Consider the following 18,117-nt stretch of genomic DNA (forward strand, 5'->3'; position numbering starts at 1 on the left):
CACTCCCTGGCATCCGGGTGAACTCCGCCTATCCGCCGTGCATTTCTGTGAACCCCGGTAAATCCACGTGAACCCCCGTCCTGTGACCATGCTGTGAAGCGGAGGCAAGGCATGCGCGAAACCATCCCGGACGACGAGCCGATAACCACCCCGGCGGGCCTGTACGAGGCCCTCCCGTACTCCCGTCGGTGCCGGGAGATCTGGCAGCGGGGCGAGCACCTGCTCATCGGTGTCAGTCCGGGGAACAGCTATTTCAGTCACCGCCGGATCGCCGAACTCATCGGGTGGGGGCTGGAGTTCTTCGAGCGCATCGACATCGTGTACGCCGACCTCCATGTCGCGACCCAGTTCGAGGCCTTCGGCCACACCCCCGAGCACGCGCAGCGGCGGGCCGCCAAGGAGGTCAAGGCCACCGCCCGCCGGATCGACCGGGGCGTGGCGGATTCCGGCTCCCAGAGTGCCGTACGGGTGCACGCCCTGTCCGACTTCACCGCCGACGACGCCTACCGGCGGCTGCATCGCCAGGCCGTCGACGGCCTGCGGACCGACCTGGTGTACCGGGCCGCTGCGGAGGGCATGGCGCGCGGCTTCCTGACCGCCCGGCTGGACGAGGGACTGGCTCCCAACGAGCCCCAACTCGCCGCCGGACTGCGCTACATCACGGCCGAGCTGCCGTTCTTCCTGGACACCCCGGCGCTACTCGGGGTGTCGTCCTCGGTCAGCTGCTACCACCTGCAGCTGCCGCTCACGCCAGTCCTGTTCGGGCGGGACGAGGGGATGCGGGCGGCGGCGGGCCAGGCCTACGCGGTGGTCCGGCCGGCCCACGTGCCCTCGGTTCCGGCCGTCCTCGCGTCCGAGCTGCCGGCGGCGGGGCGCGAACCGGTCGTGACCGGAGCCGCGCCGGTCGGAGCCGGTCCCGCCCGGGCCGCATAGCCAACTCCCTGTCCCTCTCCGGGCTTACCGCCGCTTCACCCAAGGAGCCACACGTGACGGAACTGCTGACGACCGACCTGACCTTCCCGCTCTCCAGGCGGGGCGACGTGCTCCCCGAGGAGGCCAACCGGCTGCGCGAGCAGCAACCGATCGCCCGGGTCCGCACCATGACCGGCGACCCCGCCTGGCTGGTCAGCAGCTACGAGCTGGCCGAGCAGGTGTTGGAGGACGAACGGTTCAGCCTCAAGGACACCGCCAACCCCGGTGTCCCGCGCCAGTACGCGCTGACCATCCCGCCGGAGGTGGTCAACAACATGGGCAACATCAACAGCGCCGGGCTGCGCAACGCCGTCATGAAGACGCTCTCCCCGCGTGCCGACAAGGAACTCGACGGCTGGCTGCAGGCCGAAGCCCACCGCCTGATCGACGCATTGGACATGCAGGGCGCGCCCGGCGAACTGCGCGACGGCTTCACCGAGCCGTACTCGGCCGCGCTGCACTGCCGACTGCTCGGCATCCCGTCCGACGACTGGCGGCGGCTGATGTCCGGAATCGACGTGGCCTTCCTGACCAGCCCGGTGCCCTTCGAGGGGGCAACGCCCAACTGGTACAGGGATCTCGGCTACATGCTGGGGAAGCTCAACGCCGATCCGGAGCCGGTGGACGGGCTGCTCGGGCGGTTCGCCTGGCTGCGCCGCTCCCCGGACGTCTCGGACCGGGTGAGCGACGAACTGCTCGCCACCGTCGCCCTGTCGCTGTTCGGCGCGGGCGCGGTGTCCACCTCGGCCTTCCTGCTGAACGCCGTCATCTATCTGTGTGAACAGCCCGAACTCGCCGAGCGGTTGCGGCGGGAGCCCGCGCTGATCGGCCGCGCGGTGGACGAGCTGCTGCGGGTCAACCTGTCGATCGGTGACGCGCTGCCGCGGCTGGCGCTCGCGGACGTCCAGGTGGGCGATGTCCTGGTGCGGGAGGGCGAGTTGGTGCTCGTCCTGGTCGAGGGTGCCAACCACGACCCGGCGGTCTTCCCGGACCCGGAGCGGATCGACTTCGACCGGACGGAGAACCCGCACCTCGCCTTCGGGGCCGGCCGCCACTTCTGCCCGGCCTCGGCGCTCGGCCGTACGCACGCCGAGATCGCCGTTACCGCCCTGGTCGAGCGGCTGCCGAAGCTGCGGCTCGCCCTGCCCGTCGAGCAGCTGGCCTGGCGGCCGGGGTTCATCAAGCGCATGCCGGAGCGGCTGCCGGTGGTGTGGTGACGCGGTGCTGCCGGTGGCTGCGCGGGGTCAGGCGCCCATGAGGACGTCGCGGGCCAGCTCCCACGTGGCCGGGTCGGCGGCGACGAGGAGGCCGTCCTCGCAGCCGGGGGCCTCGGGGCGGTAGGGGCTGCCGTCCAGCCGGGCGGACACGCCGCCGGCCTCGGTGACGAGCAGGGAGCCGGGGGCGTGGTCCCAGGGGAGGGTGCGCCAGTACAGGATGAAGTCGAACCGGCCCTCGGCGATGTCCGGGTACTCGACCCCGGCGGCGTTCCGGCCGGGGCGGATCTCGCCGAACACGGAGCAGTTGGCTTCGAGGCGGTGGCGGTGGTCCGGTTCGAGGAAGCGGCTCTTCAGGACGCCGGTCAGCTTGGCGGGGTCGGCCGGTGCCGGCGGGCGGGTGAGGCGCCCGCCGTCGCGCCAGGCTCCGGCGCCCAGTTCGGCGCGGTAGGCGGTGGCGGTCGCGGGCTGCCAGATCCAGGAGGCCACGGTCTGGCCGGCGCGGACGAGGGAGCACATCACGGCGTAATCGGGGCGGCCGGCGACGAAGTTGGAGGTGCCGTCGACCGGGTCGACCAGCCAGGCGGCGGGCTCGTCGTGGAGGGCGCGGGCGAGCGAGGGGTCGGCGGCGACGGCCTCCTCGCCGACCACGGGCACCGGCAGCAGCTCGTACAGGCGGCGGGCGATGATGGCCTCGGCCTCACGGTCGGCGATCGTCACGACCTCGCCGGGTGCCTTCTCCATCACCTCGCCGGCGGCCAGCGCCCGGAAGCGCGGTTCCACCGCCTCGGCCGATGCCTCGGCGAGTATCTCCGCCACCTTGTCCATCAGCACGTTCGCGCTCCCTTCGCTGCTTACCACTGTCGCACGAGTGTGCGGAGGGGGCTGCGGCGGACGGGGGAGGCGAACAGCTGACAGCTGACGGATGACAGATGTTGAAATCTGTTATCTGTTATCTGTCAGCCGTTATCTGTCGTCTGTCGACTGAACTCCGTCAGCCGTCAGCCGTCAGCCGTCAGCCGTCAGCCGTCAGCCGTCAGCCGTCAGCCGCCAGCCGCCAGCCGCCAGCCGTCGCCCGTTCGCCCTCACCCGCCCAGGTAGTGGAAGCCCGGGCGCGGGTGCATCAGGAACTCGTGGTGCGAGATGTTCCACGCGTACGCGCCCGCCATGGCGAACAGCACCCGGTCCGCCGCCCGCAGCCCCTCCGCGCCGTCGGCCGCCTGGGCGAGGACGTCCTTCGGGGTGCAGAGCTGCCCGGCCAGGGTGGCGCGGCCGGTGGTGACGGCGGGGCGTGGCCACGGGTGCGGCCAGGCGTCCACCGCAAGCACCTCGAAGGGCTGGGAGTGCCCCCGGGTTGCCGGGGTGCGCAGGTGGTGGGTGCCGCCGCGGACCACCGCGAAGTCCTCGCCGTGGCTCTGCTTCACGTCCAGCACCTCGGTCGCGTACCAGCCGCAGTAGGCGGTGAGCGCCCGGCCCGGTTCGATCCGCAGGGTGAGGCCGGGGTGGTCGTCGAGCAGCTTGGCCAGGCCCTCTCCGAAGGCCGTCCAGTCGAAGCGCGCCGCCGGGTCCTGGTAGTCCACGGCCATCCCGCCGCCGATGTTGACCTCCTCGAGCGGGAAGCCGTGCCGCTCGGCGAGCGCGGCCGACCAGGCGACGATCTGCGACGCGACCGACAGCTGTTCCGCCGCCGCGAGCCCGCTCGCCAGGTGGGCGTGCACGCCGCGCAGGCGCAACTGTCGCGCCGACGGGCCGCCGTCGGTGAGCAGCCGGACGCACCGTTCGGCCTGCTCCGGGTCCAGGCCGAACGGTGTCGGCCGTCCGCCCATCGCCAGCGGCACGGCGTCGAGCGCGTCCGTGGTGACGGCCAGGTTGACCCGCAGCAGTACGTCCACGACCGTTTCCGGCCGGTCCGCGAGCGCGGCGGCGAGGCGGTGCAGTTCCTGCTCGCTCTCGATGTGCCAGCGGTGCACCCCGGCCGCCACCGCGGCGGCGATCTCGGCCGGGGTCTTGCCCGGTCCGCCGAACGCCAGTGGGGCGTCCGGCACGGCGGCCCGCACGTGCGCCAACTCGCCGCCGCTGGAGACCTCGTAGCCGTCGACCGCGTCGCGCAGCGCGATGAGCAGCGGCGCCTCCGGGTTGGCCTTGGCGGCGTAGTACAGCTCGACCCGCTCGGGCAGCGCGGCCCGGACGGCGGCGGCGTGCTCGCGCAGTGCGGCCAGGTCGTAGACGTAGGCGGGCAGTTCGTCGGGCACGAGGGCGGCGACGTGGCTGCGGACGGTTTCGGCGGCGCGGTCGGTCTCGGTGGCGCGGACGGTTTCGCCGGCGCGGACGGTCTCGGTCATCGGGCGATGCTCCCGGCGGGAAGGCGGACGGGCATGCGGGCGGCCTCGGCGAGGACGGAGCCGGCCAGCGGGGAGGGCATCCGGACGTAGCCGGCCTCGCGGTCGGCCTTGCGCTCCCAGCGGGTCAGCAGGTTGGCCTTGGCGGGCAGTGGGACGCCGGCGAGCAGGGCGCGCAGCCGGGGCGGGCAGCCGTGGGCGGTGCCGTACTCCTCCAGGGTGTCCCGGACGGCCTGCCAGAGCGCGCATTCCAGCTCGGGGTGCCGGTCGGCGAGGGCGGCGAGCAGCTCGGATACGTGGTTGACGAGCAGGCAGTAGACCACCCGGTCCCAGCCGCGCTCGGCGTCGTACGTCATCGGTCCGGCCACCTCGGGCGGGAGGGCGGCGAGGATGTCGGCGTTGTGCTCGGGGACGAGCTTGGTGCCTTCCAGGTCGCGGAGGAGCACCTGGACCGGGTGCCCGGTGGCGTCCACGCCGATGAGCACGTTCTGCAGGTGCGGCTCCAGCACCACGCCGTGGTCGAAGTAGGCGGCCAGGACCGGCGGGAGGAGCAGCCGCAGGTAGGCGCGCCACCATTCCAGCGCCGCCGCGCCGTCCGGAACCATGTCCGAACTGCCGCCCAGCAGGCGGGAGATGTGCGCGGAGCTGGTCGGGTGCTCGTCGGCGACGGCGGCCGCGAGCAGTGGGGTGACGCCGGGGCGCAGCACGCCGCCGAAGCCCTCGCGGACGATCAGGCCGAAGCCCTCGTACAGCGCCCGGTCGGGGTGGCCGTCGGCGCCGGGCAGGGCGAGGGTGCGGAAGGCCGGTTCGCGGAGCATCGCCGCGTCGGGGAAGCGCCGGGCGAGGTCGGCGAGCGCCGGGGCGAGCAGTCGGGTGAGCGCGACGGCGCCGGTGAGCTCGTAAGCGGCGTTCTTGCGCAGGCAGTTGGTGATGCGGACGTTGAGGCTGAACTTCAGGAAGGCGTCGGCACCGTGCAGGGTTCGCACGGACGCGGTGGCGGTGAACCGCTCGCCGCGCGGGCCGAGGTCGAGGACATCGCCTCGGGCCATGGCGTCGGGCAACAGCGGGTGGTCGCCGATGAGTTGGTACTGCCAGGGATGGACGGGCAGCAGCCGGTAGCCGTCCGGCACCTCGCCGAGGCCGTCCAGCAGCGCGCTGACGCTCCCGTCCAGCGACTCCTCGGCCAGCAGTTCGGGGCGGACGGCGAGGTGGCGCAGGGGGAAGTCCGCGCGGGACTCCGGGGCGTACCGGCGCCAGTCGCCGCGGGCGGCGGAGCGGGACTTGGGGGCCGGGTGGAAACGGTGTCCGAACAGCAGGGCCTGCTCGGACTCCAGGTAGCGGTCGGCGCCGGCGGCCGGACGGCGGGCGAGGCCCTGGCGGACCCCGTCGTGGCTGGACGCCACCTGGTCGAGGAACTCCTCGTTGACCGTGCCGGTGCGCAGCTCCAGCTCGTCCTGGACGTACCCGGCCAGCTCCTGCCAACCCAACTCGGCCCAGTCGCCATCCCGTTCGACCTCGACCGGCCCGGTGAAGCGGTGTGCGCCGAGCAGCGAGGTACGGCGCAGGGCGACCCGCAGCAGGGCGCCGCGGCGGGGCAGCCGCAGCAGCAGACGGCCGTCGTCGGCGGCGGTCTGGTGCTCGGGCGCGGAGACCTCGCGCAGCAGGCAGTTCAGCAGGGTGTGGGCCACCGCCTCGTCGGCGGTGGGCAGTTCGCCGGTGCTCGGGCCCGCACCGATGCGGTGCGCGTGGGTGATCGGTGCGTGGGCGATCGGTGCGTGGGTGATCGGTGCGTCGGCGATCGGCGCGGGGGCGGTCGGCTCGTGGGCCGTCGGCTTGTCGGTCATCTGCTCGGCGGTCATCGGCGACTCCAGCGCTGGCGGAGGGACGGGAGGGTGAGTGCGGTGGCCGCGACGGCGGCCAGCAGGGCGGCGGCGGTTCCGGCCACCACGGGGGCGGCGGCGCCGAATCGCCCGTTGGCCAGCGCGGCGACGGCGCCGGCGGCGACGGCGCCACCCTTGGAGACGAGTTCGAGGGTGCCGAACATCCGGCCGGGCGCGCGCCCCTTGGCGGCCCCGGCGGCGAGCACGGCGAGGCACACGAGGCCCAGGGTGAGCCCGGCCCCGAGCAGCAGTCGGACGGCGATGAACACGGGCAGCGAGTACGCGACGGCGTGTCCGGCCAGGCCGAGCGCGACGAAGCCGAAGCCGAGCGCGATGCCGGTGTGCGGACGGGAGCCGAACACGGTGTGGGTGCGGGCGGCGAACACCAGGTAGCACAGGTGCGGCAGGGCGAAGAGCACGCCGGTGGTGATGCCGTCCACACCGGGCAGGCGCTGTTCGGCGAGGGCGATGAGGTACGGGAAGGAGATGACCGTCGCGAAGACGAAGGCGAACTCGAAGACGTAGAGCGTCAGGAGCGATGCCGAGACGGTCTTCTCGGACGCCCGGCCCGCGGTGGCCTCCGGGGCCTCGGGGCACTCGGGTTCGGGCAGCAGCGAGAGGAACACCGCGGCCGTGAGCGGGAGCACGGCCATCACCAGGTACTGGCGGTGCGGGTTGATCCACGGGGAGAGTGCCCCGACCAGGATCGGCGCGGCCACCAGGGCCGCCCGCGCGCTGCCCTGCATGAGGGTGAGCGCGCGGGAGAGTCGACTCCCGTCGAGTGCGGCGGCCAGGTAGCCGTTGGTGGCGGCGAAGGTGCCGCCGAGGAAGCCCTGGAGGACCAGTGCGAGGGTGAAGGCGGGCAGGCTGTCGGCGGCTCCGGCCAGCAGGAAGGAGACGGTGAGCCCGAGTTGGGCGCGCAGCAGCAGCCGCTTGCGGCCGAAGCGGTCGGCCAGCCGGCCCCACAGCGGCGCGCCGATCCCGCTGAACACCGTCGGCACGATGTACAGCACGCCGGCCCAGCGGGCCTGGGGGTCGCCGAGTCCGGGCAGGATCGCGGTCAGGTACGGCGGCAGGCCGAGCGCAGCGAAGGATGCGACGAAGTAGCAGGCCGCGACGGCGTGCACCTGGCGTCGGCCGAGCCCGCCGGACTGCGCGGCCGAGGGCTGCGACTGCTGCGGCAGGGTCTCCACGGTCATCGGGTGGTCCCGTCGGCGTGCGCGGCGTCGCGTACGGCACCCCGCGCGGGGTCGCGTGCGGCGTCGCGCAGGTGGTCGCCCGGCTGGTCGCGCAGGTAGTTGGGGCCGCTGGTGTAGTGCTTGTTGATGTCGGCGGCGCCCGAGCGCTTCTTGCTGAGCAGCGTGCCGGCGGTGACCATGGCCTTGACCGGCAGACGCTCGGCGTCCAGCAGTGCCGCCCGCAGCGGCTCGCCCACCGGCCCGAGCCGTTCGATGGCCTCCGCCGTGCGCTTGCGCAACAGGGCAAGGGCGTCCGGGAGTTCGGCTCGGCCGTGGTCGGCGAGGCCGAAGGCGAGCGAGCCGGTGCAGAGGTGGCCGGTGATGGTGGCGAACAGGTCGGTGAGGGCCCGGTCGTCGTCGCCGAAGATCCGCTGGTCGTCGAACTCGGCTGCGGAAGGGGCGAGTTCACCGAGGGCCGCGGTCATCCGGGCGGTGTGCACGCGCGGGCCGTCGTCGTCCTTGTAGAGCAACCGCAGGCCGTCCCGGTCGAGCACCAGCGAGGTGTTCTGCTGGTGCGACTCCAGGGCGATGCCGTAGCCGAACAGCGTGGTCTGCCAGTCCAGCAGCACCTCCAGCAGGGCGTCGTAGCAGGCCAGGACGTCGCCGCCGTGGTAGCGGTCGGCGAGGTGGTCGATGACCAGGCGGCCGTCCGGTGCGGGGGCCGACAAGGCGGCCAGCGGGAGGGTCGACGCCCCCTCCAACCCGGCCGGGTAGCGGCGCAGCAGGACGGCCAGCAGCTCGTGCCCGGCGTGCGCCCAGGTCTGCTCGTCGGCGTGCAGGATCCGGCCGGCGAACCGAGGCTCGCGCTCCAGGACGGCCTCGAACAGCCGCTGGCCGGCCGCGCCGTCGACCAGTGTGCCGGGCTTGATCGTGCGGCGGTTGAGGCGGCCCAGGGTGGCGGTGGCGAGCGGGAGTTTGAGGTGGCAGGCGGGGTCGTCGGCGACGGCGACGGTGCGCATGGACAGGGTCGGAACGACGGTCAGGTACGGCCGTTCGGCGAGCACCGCGCGGTCGGCCAGGCCGGTGGCCGCCAGTGCCTCGTCCAGCGGCGCGCCGACGGTGAGCGGGTGGACCGGCAGGGTGGTCCAGCCGTCGCCGGGGCACTGGTCGGCGAGGCCGAGCCAGGCCGGGGTGGGCCACCAGCTGGGCAGTGGCCGCTCGCCGTGGACGGTCAGCGCGTCGGTTGGCACGGCCAGCCAGCGCAGTTCGAAAGCCGAGTGGAACTCGGGTGCGTAGGAACGCAGTTGGGGATCAGTGAGGCCGGAGCGGCCGCGCGCGGTCGGGTAGACCGGGTGATCGAGGTAGGCGGCCAGGGTGTCGTAGCCGAGGGCGGCGGCGAGGCCGGTCCAGTCGGTCGGGTCGGCGCCGTACAGGTCGGTCAGCCGGTCGTGCACCTCGGCGCGGGCCCGCTCGTGCAGCTCCATGGTGGTCAGGGTCTGCCGGCACTCCTCGGCAAAGTCCGCCCAGCCGGGCCGGTCCTCGGCCTCGGCCAGCCCGGCGAGGGCCGCCACGACGGTGTCCGGGCCGGTGATCCGGTGCCCGTCGAGCTCCAGCATCGGCAGTCGGGCGGCGTACTCGCACTGGAAGCCCTCCGGGGCCACCGGCAGGGCGAGTCGCAGCTCGGCGACGGTCAGCCAGGGGCCGTCCGGACGCTCCTCGACGGCGCCGCTGGTTCGCAGGCCGAGGACGTCCTCGCGGAGCAGGGCGGAGAGCACCCGCAGGGTGAGCTGCTCGGCGGCGGTGGTGGGACGGCCCTGGCTCGTGGCGCGGGGGTCGCTCATCGGGCGGGCGTCGCCGGTGGGGTGGACGTCGCTCATCGGGTGGACGTCGCCGGTGGGGCGGGCCTCGGCGGCTGCGGGCCGGTCTCCGGCGGTCACGGGGTGATCTCCCACCGGTTGGCGGCGAGGAAACGGGCGACGGCGGCGTCCACCGCGCCCTGGTCGGCGCCGACGGCCCAGATGACGCCCAGGTAGTCGCGGTTGGTGCGGTAGTGCTCGTGGCGTTCGCCGAGCGCGCGCAGCGGGCAGTATGCGAGCCGGACGCCGTCGTGCACCTCGTCGGACGGACCGGGGGCGGCGGTCAGGACGCCGGCGCGGGCGGCGCACACCGCCTCGTTACGGGCCCGGCGGGGGGCGGCGGCGCACCGCTCGGCCAGGTCGGCGGGCAGTTCGCGGCCCAGGTGGACGCCGAGGATGAGCTCGAACAGGGGTATGTCGAGGATCTCGGCGAGCATCAGGTCGCACTGGTCGCCGATGGCGCGGTAGTTGACCTCGATGATGCGGGCGCGGCCGTCCGGCTGGAGGACGAACTCGGTGTGGCAGGCGCCGAGTCCCACACCGAGCGCGTCGAGTTGGGCGAACACCTGGTCGACCACCGGCTGAGGGTGCGCCGGGACGAAGGTGAGCACCTCCTCGATGAAGTCCGGCGGCGGGGAGAGCCGGGTGCGGAAGCCGCCGAGGACGTGTCGGCGGCGGCCGTCGCCGAGGGTCTCCAGGGTGTACAGCTGCCCGTCCAGGAACTCCTCGACCACCAGGGTCGCTCCGGCCCTGCGGTGCTGGATCTCCTGGCAGCGCTGGGCGAGTTCGGCGGCGTCGGCGACCAGGGTGACGTCCTCGCTGGCCACCCCTTCGCGCGGTTTGACCACGCAGGGGAACGGCGGGTCCAGCTCGGCCGGGTCCTGCCCGGGGGCCAACTCGGCGGACCAGACGGTGTCCTGGCCGGTCAGCGCGAGGTGGCGGCGCAGCTGGCCCTTGTCCTTGGCACGCAGCGCGGCCTTCCAGTCCTTGGCCGGGAGGCCGAAGTACTCGGCGGCCAGGGCGGTCTGGGTCTGCAGGTGGTCGCTGTTGCTGAACACCGCGTCGGGCGCGTGGTCGGGGGAGGCCAGGGCACGGCGGGAGACCAGGCTGACGACGGCGCGGAAGTCGCGCACGTCGCACTCCAGGACTTCGGGCGCCGCGAAGGGGAGCGTGGCGTAGGCCTGCCGGTGGGGTTCGGCGCAGTCGGTGAGGACGGTGACGTCGAGCCCGAGCCGGGCGGCGGCGGGCAGGAAGCCGGCGGTGACCGAGTCGGTGGGGTTCAGGGCGAGCAGGTAGAGCCGCATGGAGAGTCCTCGGAGGGATGGCGGAGGAGGGTGGGCGAACGGATGACAGCTGACAACTTTCGAAATCTGTTACATGTCAGCTGCCAGCTGTTGTCGGTCAGCTGTCGGTTGTCAGCTGTCATCCGTTCGCCGGCGTTCGCGGGACGACTACTGGGGCGCGTCCACACCCGCGGCCTTGGCGATGTCGACGAGCATCGCGTCGGCGGCCTGGACGCCGATGCCGGACATCCAGGTCTCGTCCGGGACGTTGAACACCTTGTTGTTCTTGACGGCGTTCAGGCCCTGCCAGACCGGGGTCTGCTGGACCTCGCTCTCCTTGGTCTTGGTCGGGTCGTCGGCGGTGGTGACGAACACCAGGTCGGCGTCGGCCTGGTTGATCTGCTCGGCGCTGACCTCGACGATGTTCTGGTCCACGTCCTGCGAGGCCGGGCGAGCCAGGCCGACGTCCTTGAGCACCACGCCGCTGTAGGAGGACTTGGCGTACAGGCGGGTGGGCCCGGCCACGAAGCGGACCACCGACGCGGTCGGCATGGTCCCGTTGAACTTGGCCTTGATCTCCTCGCCGAGCTTCTTCGCCCGCGCCTCGTAGTCCGCGAGCGCCTTCTTGGCCTCTTCCTCCTTGCCGAGCGCCTGGGCGTACAGCGCCAGGTTCTCCTTCCACGGGAACCCGGTGGTCTCGGCCAGCACGGTCGGGGCGATCGCGTTCAGCTGGGAGTACACCTTGGCGTGGCGGACCTTGGAGGAGAGGATCAGGTCGGGCTTGAGGGAGGCGATCAGCTCCAGGTTCGGCTCGTTCATCGGGCCGACGTCCTTGGTGTCCTTGATCTTGTCCTTGAGGTAATTGGGGAACCCGCCCTCGGTCTTCATGTGCGGGGACACCGCGCCGACCGGCGTGATGCCGAGCAGGGTGACGTCGTCCAGCTCGCCGCTGTCCAGGACGACGACGCGCTTGGGCCGACTCTTGAGCTCGGCGGTGCCGGCGGCGTGCTTGACGCTGCGCGGGAACCCGGCGGCGGTGCCGGCCGAGGCGGAGGCCGCGGAGTCGCCGCCGGACTTGGCACCGTCCCCGCTGCTGCCGCAGGCGGCGAGCAGGGTGGTCGAGAGGGCGACGGCGAGGGCGGCGACGGGGAGTCGGCGGTTCATCGGGGTTCCTTGGATCGGGTCGAACGGGGGGACGGGGGAGGGAAGTTCAGGGCGCCACGGAGTCAGCGGACGCAGCGGAAGCAGTTGAAGCAGCGGAGGAAGTGGAGCCGGTGGAGGCAGCGGGGGCGGCACCGGAGCACCGTGCCCGATTCCGTGCCCGATTCCGCGCCCGCGGCACGACCAGCGGCGTGCCGGTCTCCGGGTCGGGCACGATCCGGCACGGCACCTGGAAGACGGTCTCCACCAGCTCGGCCGTCAGCACCTCCGACGGCGGACCGGCGGCCGCGAGCCGCCCGTCCTTGAGCACCACCAGGTGGTCGGCGTACCGGGCGGCCTGCCCGAGGTCGTGCAGCACCATGACGACGGTGCGTCCGGCCTCGGCGTGCAGGTCGGCGACCAGGTCGAGCACGTCGAGCTGGTGACGCAGGTCCAGGAAGGTGGTCGGCTCGTCGAGCAGCAGCAGGTCGGTCTCCTGGGCGAGCGCGAGCGCGATCCAAACCCGCTGACGCTGCCCGCCGGAGAGTCGGTCGACCTGCCGGTCGCGGAGTTCGGCGGTGCCGGTGCGCTCCAGCGCCTCCTCGACGGCGGCCTGGTCGGCCTTGGACCACGGGCTGAGCATCCGCTGGTGCGGGTACCGTCCGAGCCGTACCAGCGCCTCGACGGTGACTGCCTCCGGTGTGACCGGTTGCTGCGGAAGCAGGCCCATCCGCTTGGCGAGTGCCCGGGCGGGCATCCGGTGGATGTCCGCGCCGTCCAGGGTGACGGTGCCGGCGGCCGGGTCGAGCAGTCGGACGAGCCCGCGCAGCAGCGTCGACTTGCCGCAGGCGTTCGGTCCGACGATCGCGGTGACGGCGTTGCCGGGCAGTTCGAGGTCGAGCCCCTCGACGATGGTGCGGTCGCCGTAGCGCAGGCCGAGGCCCCGGGCGGCCAGCCGGTTCGCGGGCACAGCGGCGGGCACGGCGGCGGCCACAGCGGAGGTCGCGGGGGAGGTCCCGGCAGCGGGCACGGCGGAGGTCTCCGGGGACGTTGCGGCGGCGGGCACGGCGATGGCCGCGGTGGAGGTCTCGACGGAGGTCATCAGCTGCTCCTCTGGGGAAGCCGGCCCTGGCGGATCATCAGCACCAGGAGCCAGGGCGCGCCGAGGGTGGCGGTGACGGCACCGACCGGCAGGCCGTGGACGGGGATCACGTGGAGCACCAGGAGGTCGGCGGAGAGCAGCAGCACGGCGCCGGTGAGCGCGGTGAGGCCGAGCGTGCCGAGGGTGGGCGGCCCGGCGAGCAGCCGGACGAGGTGCGGGACGGCGAGCGCGACGAAGGCGACCGGCCCGGTGAGGGCGGCGGCCAGCGAGGCGAGGGTGATGGTGAGCAGCAGCAGCCAGAGCCGGTCGCGGGCCGGGTTGAGGCCGAGGCTGCCGGCGGAGTCGTCGCCGAGGTCGAGCACGGCGATCCGCCGCTGACAGAGCAGGGCGCCGACGGCGGTCAGCGCGATGGCGGAGCCGCCGATCCACACCTCGGTCCAGTTGCGGCCGTAGAGCGAGCCAGTGGTCCACTGCAGCGCCGAGGAGGCCAGCTCGGCTGGGAACCGTACGATCATCAGGTTCACGGCGGCGGCCAGGCCCTGCTGCACCGCCAGGCCGACCAGCACCAGCCGGGTGACGGCCATCTTCGAGCGCCAGGCGAAGCCGCCGAGCAGCAGCGCCGCGAGCAGCCCGCCGCCGACCGCGGCCAGCGGGATCAGCTGCTGGGAGGCACCGGTGGCGAGCATCAGCACCGCGCCGAAGGAGGCGCCGCCGGTGATGCCGATGGTGTCGGGGGCGGCCAGCGGGTTGCGGAACAGCCGCTGCAGCATCGAGCCGGCCATCGCCAGTCCGGCGCCCGCGATCAGGGCGGAGACGACGCGGGGCGCGCGGAACTGCTGCACCACCAGGACGTTGCCGGGATCGCCCTGTCCGACGAGCGCGCGCAGCGCGTCCCAGACGGGGATGCCGACCTGCCCGGTGCCGAGCGCGACCCCGGTCAGCAGCACCAGCAGCGCGGCGGCGACCAGCGACCAGACGGCGGTACGGGTCCGGCGGCGGGAGAGGGCCCGGGCGGGGAGGAGGAGCGCGGTCACCGGGCCACCTTCCGGGCCAGCACCGCGAGCAGCGGTGCGCCGAGGAAGGCCGTGACGATGCCGACCTCGATCTCGGACGGGCGGACCACCAGTCGGCCGAGCACGTCGGCGGTGAGCAGCAGCAACGGACCGGCGATCAGACAGCCGGGCAGTAGCCAGCGGTGGTCGTTGCCGAGCAGCGGGCGGACCAGGTGCGGGGCGGCCAGTCCGATGAACGCCACCGGCCCGGCGACGGCCACCGCACTGCCCGCGAGCAGGACGACGGCGAGCCCCCCGGCCACCCGGATCCGGGCCACCGGCACGCCCAGCGACTGCGCGGTCTCGTCACCGAGGGCCAGCGCGTTGAGCGCGGGCGAGATGGCGAGGGCGCCGACCAGACCGAGCGCGAGGAAGGGCAGGACGGGGGTGAGGGCGTCCAGGTGCCGCCCGGCGATCGAGCCGACCAGCCAGAACCGGGCCTCGTCCAGAGTGCGGTGACTGGCCAGCATCAGCGCCGAGGTCCAGGAGGTGAGCACCACGGTGAGTACGGTGCCGCCGAGCGCGAGCCGGACCGGGTCCAGGTCCCCGCCGCGCCGGGACATCGCGTACGCGGCGACGGCGGCGACAGCCGCGCCGGCGAAGGCGAACCAGACGTACTCGACCGGCCGGGAGAGGTCCAGCACGTAGATCGCGGCGACCACGGCGAGGCTCGCGCCCGCGTTGATGCCGAGGGTGACCGGGGAGGCCAACGGGTTGCGGGTGACGCCCTGGGCGACCGCCCCGGCGACGCCGAGCGCGGCCCCGACGGCCAGCCCGATGAGCGTGCGCGGGACCCGAAGGCCCGTCACCACATCGGCGTCACCGCCGTGGGCGGCGCCGGTGAGGGCGTCGACGACGGCGGACAGCGGAATGGATCGGGAGCCCAGGGCCAGGCTCAGGGCCGCACACAGCACGAGCGCGCACACGCCGGCGGCCAGCAGCAAGGGCTGCCGGACCGCCGAGGCACGAGGCGTCGCCGGGGCTGTGGAGGCCGACGGTTCGGTTCTCAGCACGAGGCGATATCTTAGGTTAGGTTTACCTAAGTTCGTCAAGGCGGGGTTCGTTTGCCCCCGACCGGTCCCGATTGACCCCCCGACTGCCCCCCGACCGATCCGGCGTGCCGGATCAATGTGTCGATCGGCGAGGTCCTGCGTGGTCGCCGAGCGACATGAGGCATTGTAAGGTGAGCCTCACCTTAATCGATCATACGGAATCGATCTCGGGAGTGTCGATGGTTCCCGGAACACCCCTGCCCGTCGTGCCTCGCGGCGCCCTGCCGCTCGCGGCGTCCACCGCGCTCGTCGGCGACTACCGGCGGCTGCTGGAGCTGTGCCCGGTGCTGGAGCTGCGCCTGCTCGACGCTGCCGAGCCCGCCCCGCGCGCCGCCGACGGCTGGTACTCCGGAGCCGAACTCGCCACCGACGAACGGGCGCTGGCCGCCGTCCTGGCCGGCGAGGAGGACCGCATCGCCGCCGAGCACGGCCGCGCCCCGCGACCGCACGTCACCGCCTCCCGGCTGCTGCACCACTACGTCTGGTCGACCTGCCTGATCGTCGCCGGCCCCTGGCACCTCGCCCGGCGGGTCCCCGTCGTCGACCCCGCCGACCTCTGGCTGCACGCCCCCACCGGCGCGCTCGCGCTGCGTCCACGCGGTCACGTGACCCTCCCCGGCGACGACGAGCTCCGTGCCGAACTGCGGGCCGCCGTGGTCGCGCACGTCGAGCCGGTGCTCGCGGCGCTCGCCGGGCCCACCCGGCGCCGCGACCGGGCGCTCTGGGGCATGGTGACGGACGATCTGGCCTCCGCCATCTGGTACCTCGGCCGGATGCTCGGCGAGGCGGACAGCGCCGCCTCGAAGGACACTGCCTCGAAGGAAGCCGCTGCGGAGGACGCCGCCGTCGCCGCCGCCGAGGCCGTCCTGCCCGGCGGCACCCAGCCGCTCCCGGGCGCCGCCGACTTCCGCCGCCTGCGCACCCCCGACGGGCGGGCCCACCACACCCGCACCCGGCTCGGCTGCTGCCTCTACTACGCGGTCAAGCCCGAGGCCGTCGCCTGCCTGACCTGCCCGCGCACCACCGACGAGGAACGGCTGCAACGGCTCTGACGGCCCGGCCGTATCCCTGGCGTCCCTGACGGACCGTCCGCAACCGTGCGGCGCACCGGGGTTCGTTGTCAGTGGCATCGGCTATGGTCACCCGCGTGATCGATTCCACCATGCGGGTCCGGATCGCCCGCCCCTCGCGCGACCTCGCGGCGGCCGAGCGCTTCCATGTCGGCGGCCTCGGTCTCGACGTGCTGTGGCGCACCACCGAGCGGGTGTCCGGCGAGCACGACCTGCTCATGGTCGGCCCGCCCGGCGGCTCCTGGCACTTCGAACTCACCCACGACCCGGAGCGGCCGCTGGAGCCCACCCCGACGCCGGACGACCTGTTCGTCGTCTACCTCGGCACGCCGGTGGACGAGGCCCTGGTCGCCCGGCTGGAGGCGGCCGGCGGCACCCGGGTCAAGGCCCACAACCCGTACTGGGACGAGTTCGGCGTGACGATAGCCGACCCGGACGGCTACCGGCTGGTGCTCTGCTCCCGCACCTGGGGGAGTTGACCGGTCGGGCCCGTTCAGCTCCCGTCGCGCGGCGCCGGGCCGGGCGCAGGGTCTCCGGTCCCGCCGGGCAGCACCGCCACGCCCCGGTCCAGGTCCACGCCGAAGTGCGGCGGTGATCCGGCCTGCGCGTCGTCCCGCAGCGCCAGTTGCTCCTTCTTCTGCTCGACCTGTATCCGCTTTCCCGGGCTGAACAGCGCGTGCAACTCGTCCATCCCGCCGACGCCGAAGCCCACCCCGGGCCCGCGCTGCCGCTGACGCGGTGACGCCTCGTCCCGGATCTGCCACGCCGCCAGCACGGCCAGTCCCAGCACTGCCGCCACTGCCGCCACCACACCCACGATCAACCCCATGTCCGCTCAACGCCGCACCGGGGCAGGGGCGTTCCCCGAAGGCCCGTTCGGATCGGGTGCCGCGCCGACCGGTTACGCTGCCGCACGAACGGAAGGAGCGCCCTCACCATGACCGTGCGCGGAACCCTCGTGAACATCCGGACGGCGGACGGCACTGCCGACGCCTACCTCGCCCACCCCGACGACGATCGGGCCCACCCGGGCGTCCTCCTCTACATGGACGCCTTCGGGCTCCGGCCGCATCTGAAGAGCACGGCCGACCGCCTGGCCGCGGCCGGGTACACCGTGCTCGTCCCCAACGCCTACTACCGGAACGGCCGCGCGCCGGTCGTCGAACTGCCCGAGTTCATCGACCCGGAGCGCGACGACGCGCTCTTCGACCGGCTCATCCCGCTGCTCGCCACCCTCACCCCCGACGTGACCGAGCGCGACGCGGACGCCTACCTGCGCTGGTTCGCCGAGTCCCCGCTGGTCCAGGACGGCCCGGTCGGCCTCACCGGCTACTGCCGCGGCGCCCTCCTCGCCCTGCGCACCGCCGCCAGCCACCCGGACCGGATCGCTGTGGCGGCCGGCTTCCACGGCGGCAACCTCGCCACCGAGCGCCCTGACAGCCCGCACCTGGGCGCCCACCGGATCACCGCCGAGCTGTACTTCGGCCACGCCGACCAGGACGAGTCGCTGCCGCCCGAGCAGATCGACCGGCTCGCCGAGGCCCTCACCGCCGCCGGCGTCCGGTACCGGGCCGAGGTGTACACCGGCGCCCTGCACGGATACACCCAGGCCGACACCATCCGCTACGACGCGGCCGCCGACGAACGGCACTGGGAGGCGCTGCTCGGCCTGCTGAAGCGCGTCCTGCCGGCCTGAGGCCCGTCCGCGGGTCCGCCCGCGTCCGGTTTCCGCCGACCTGCCCGCCGGCTCGCCTGCCCGCCCCGGCCGCGTCCGGCCCCGCCGGCACGGTCCGCGCCCGATCTGTTGGCCTCCGGTTCATTGCCCGGACCGACGGAGTTCGGGCGTCGGAGCGGACCGGCGGGCAACGTCGGGTGCCTGACGAGGAGTCGGGTCGCGTCGCGCTGGGCATCGGGGTAACGACCGCGGGCATCGGGGGAACGGGACCGAGCGACGGATCCAGGGGGCCGTACGTGCACAT

Annotated in this window: 16 protein-coding genes; 5 read left to right on the forward strand and 11 right to left on the reverse strand. The window is 73.5% G+C overall.

What is annotated here, in order from left to right; translation table 11 throughout:
* Positions 1–111: 111 nt before the first annotated feature.
* Together ACZ51D_RS12890 and ACZ51D_RS12895 are read left to right on the forward strand one after the other, a co-directional pair.
* Positions 112–933: a tRNA-dependent cyclodipeptide synthase gene (locus ACZ51D_RS12890; RefSeq protein WP_465662239.1), complete on the forward strand. Its 822-nt coding sequence runs from the start codon at positions 112–114 to the stop codon at positions 931–933.
* Positions 934–986: 53 nt separating this feature from the next.
* Positions 987–2,189: a cytochrome P450 gene (locus tag ACZ51D_RS12895; protein WP_465620650.1), complete on the forward strand. Its 1,203-nt coding sequence runs from the start codon at positions 987–989 to the stop codon at positions 2,187–2,189.
* Positions 2,190–2,216: 27 nt separating this feature from the next.
* Here ACZ51D_RS12895 and ACZ51D_RS12900 read toward each other — a convergent pair whose 3' ends face one another.
* The 10 genes from ACZ51D_RS12900 to ACZ51D_RS12945 form a co-directional block, all read right to left on the reverse strand.
* A complete protein-coding gene (locus ACZ51D_RS12900; protein ID WP_465620887.1) occupies positions 2,217–3,014 on the reverse strand; it encodes an inositol monophosphatase family protein in 798 nt (265 codons plus the stop codon).
* 257 nt (positions 3,015–3,271) lie between these two features.
* Complete coding sequence (locus ACZ51D_RS12905) at positions 3,272–4,528, reverse strand: type III PLP-dependent enzyme (RefSeq protein ID WP_465662241.1); 1,257 nt, start codon at positions 4,526–4,528, stop codon at positions 3,272–3,274.
* A complete protein-coding gene (locus tag ACZ51D_RS12910) occupies positions 4,525–6,384 on the reverse strand; it encodes an IucA/IucC family protein (RefSeq protein WP_465620646.1) in 1,860 nt (619 codons plus the stop codon). Before ACZ51D_RS12910 ends, ACZ51D_RS12905 begins: the two co-directional genes overlap by 4 nt.
* Positions 6,381–7,604 carry an MFS transporter gene (locus tag ACZ51D_RS12915; protein WP_465662243.1) on the reverse strand — a complete coding sequence of 408 codons (1,224 nt, stop codon included), beginning with the start codon at positions 7,602–7,604 and terminating at the stop codon, positions 6,381–6,383. The genes ACZ51D_RS12910 and ACZ51D_RS12915 overlap by 4 nt, the downstream gene beginning before the upstream one ends.
* A complete protein-coding gene (locus ACZ51D_RS12920) occupies positions 7,601–9,424 on the reverse strand; it encodes an IucA/IucC family protein (RefSeq protein WP_465662355.1) in 1,824 nt (607 codons plus the stop codon). The genes ACZ51D_RS12915 and ACZ51D_RS12920 overlap by 4 nt, the downstream gene beginning before the upstream one ends.
* Before the next feature lie 92 nt (positions 9,425–9,516).
* The gene (locus ACZ51D_RS12925; protein ID WP_465662244.1) at positions 9,517–10,743 is read right to left on the reverse strand and encodes an ATP-grasp domain-containing protein; all 1,227 of its coding nucleotides are present in this window, start codon (positions 10,741–10,743) and stop codon (positions 9,517–9,519) included.
* Between the two features lie 147 nt (positions 10,744–10,890).
* On the reverse strand, positions 10,891–11,886 hold the full coding sequence (locus tag ACZ51D_RS12930) for an ABC transporter substrate-binding protein (protein ID WP_465620640.1): 996 nt from the start codon (positions 11,884–11,886) through the stop codon (positions 10,891–10,893).
* A 46-nt stretch (positions 11,887–11,932) separates the two neighbouring features.
* Complete coding sequence (locus tag ACZ51D_RS12935) at positions 11,933–12,964, reverse strand: ABC transporter ATP-binding protein (RefSeq protein WP_465662246.1); 1,032 nt, start codon at positions 12,962–12,964, stop codon at positions 11,933–11,935.
* Complete coding sequence (locus ACZ51D_RS12940; RefSeq protein WP_465620637.1) at positions 12,964–13,998, reverse strand: FecCD family ABC transporter permease; 1,035 nt, start codon at positions 13,996–13,998, stop codon at positions 12,964–12,966. The genes ACZ51D_RS12935 and ACZ51D_RS12940 overlap by 1 nt, the downstream gene beginning before the upstream one ends.
* Positions 13,995–14,960: a FecCD family ABC transporter permease gene (locus tag ACZ51D_RS12945; protein WP_465620883.1), complete on the reverse strand. Its 966-nt coding sequence runs from the start codon at positions 14,958–14,960 to the stop codon at positions 13,995–13,997. The genes ACZ51D_RS12940 and ACZ51D_RS12945 overlap by 4 nt, the downstream gene beginning before the upstream one ends.
* A 287-nt stretch (positions 14,961–15,247) precedes the next feature.
* Here ACZ51D_RS12945 and ACZ51D_RS12950 point away from each other — a divergent pair, with 287 nt between their 5' ends.
* Both ACZ51D_RS12950 and ACZ51D_RS12955 read left to right on the forward strand, forming a co-directional pair.
* The gene (locus tag ACZ51D_RS12950) at positions 15,248–16,120 is read left to right on the forward strand and encodes a (2Fe-2S)-binding protein (protein ID WP_465620635.1); all 873 of its coding nucleotides are present in this window, start codon (positions 15,248–15,250) and stop codon (positions 16,118–16,120) included.
* A gap of 110 nt (positions 16,121–16,230) precedes the next feature.
* Complete coding sequence (locus ACZ51D_RS12955) at positions 16,231–16,617, forward strand: VOC family protein (protein ID WP_465662356.1); 387 nt, start codon at positions 16,231–16,233, stop codon at positions 16,615–16,617.
* 14 nt (positions 16,618–16,631) lie between these two features.
* Here the strand turns inward: ACZ51D_RS12955 and ACZ51D_RS12960 are convergent, their stop codons facing one another.
* On the reverse strand, positions 16,632–16,967 hold the full coding sequence (locus ACZ51D_RS12960) for a DUF6191 domain-containing protein (protein ID WP_465620633.1): 336 nt from the start codon (positions 16,965–16,967) through the stop codon (positions 16,632–16,634).
* 108 nt (positions 16,968–17,075) lie between these two features.
* Here ACZ51D_RS12960 and ACZ51D_RS12965 point away from each other — a divergent pair, with 108 nt between their 5' ends.
* Positions 17,076–17,834, forward strand: coding sequence for a dienelactone hydrolase family protein (locus ACZ51D_RS12965; RefSeq protein ID WP_465662248.1), 759 nt, complete (start codon positions 17,076–17,078; stop codon positions 17,832–17,834).
* The last annotated feature ends 283 nt before the right edge of the window (positions 17,835–18,117 follow it).

It is taken from the genome of Kitasatospora sp. NPDC033851, from assembly GCF_055576085.1.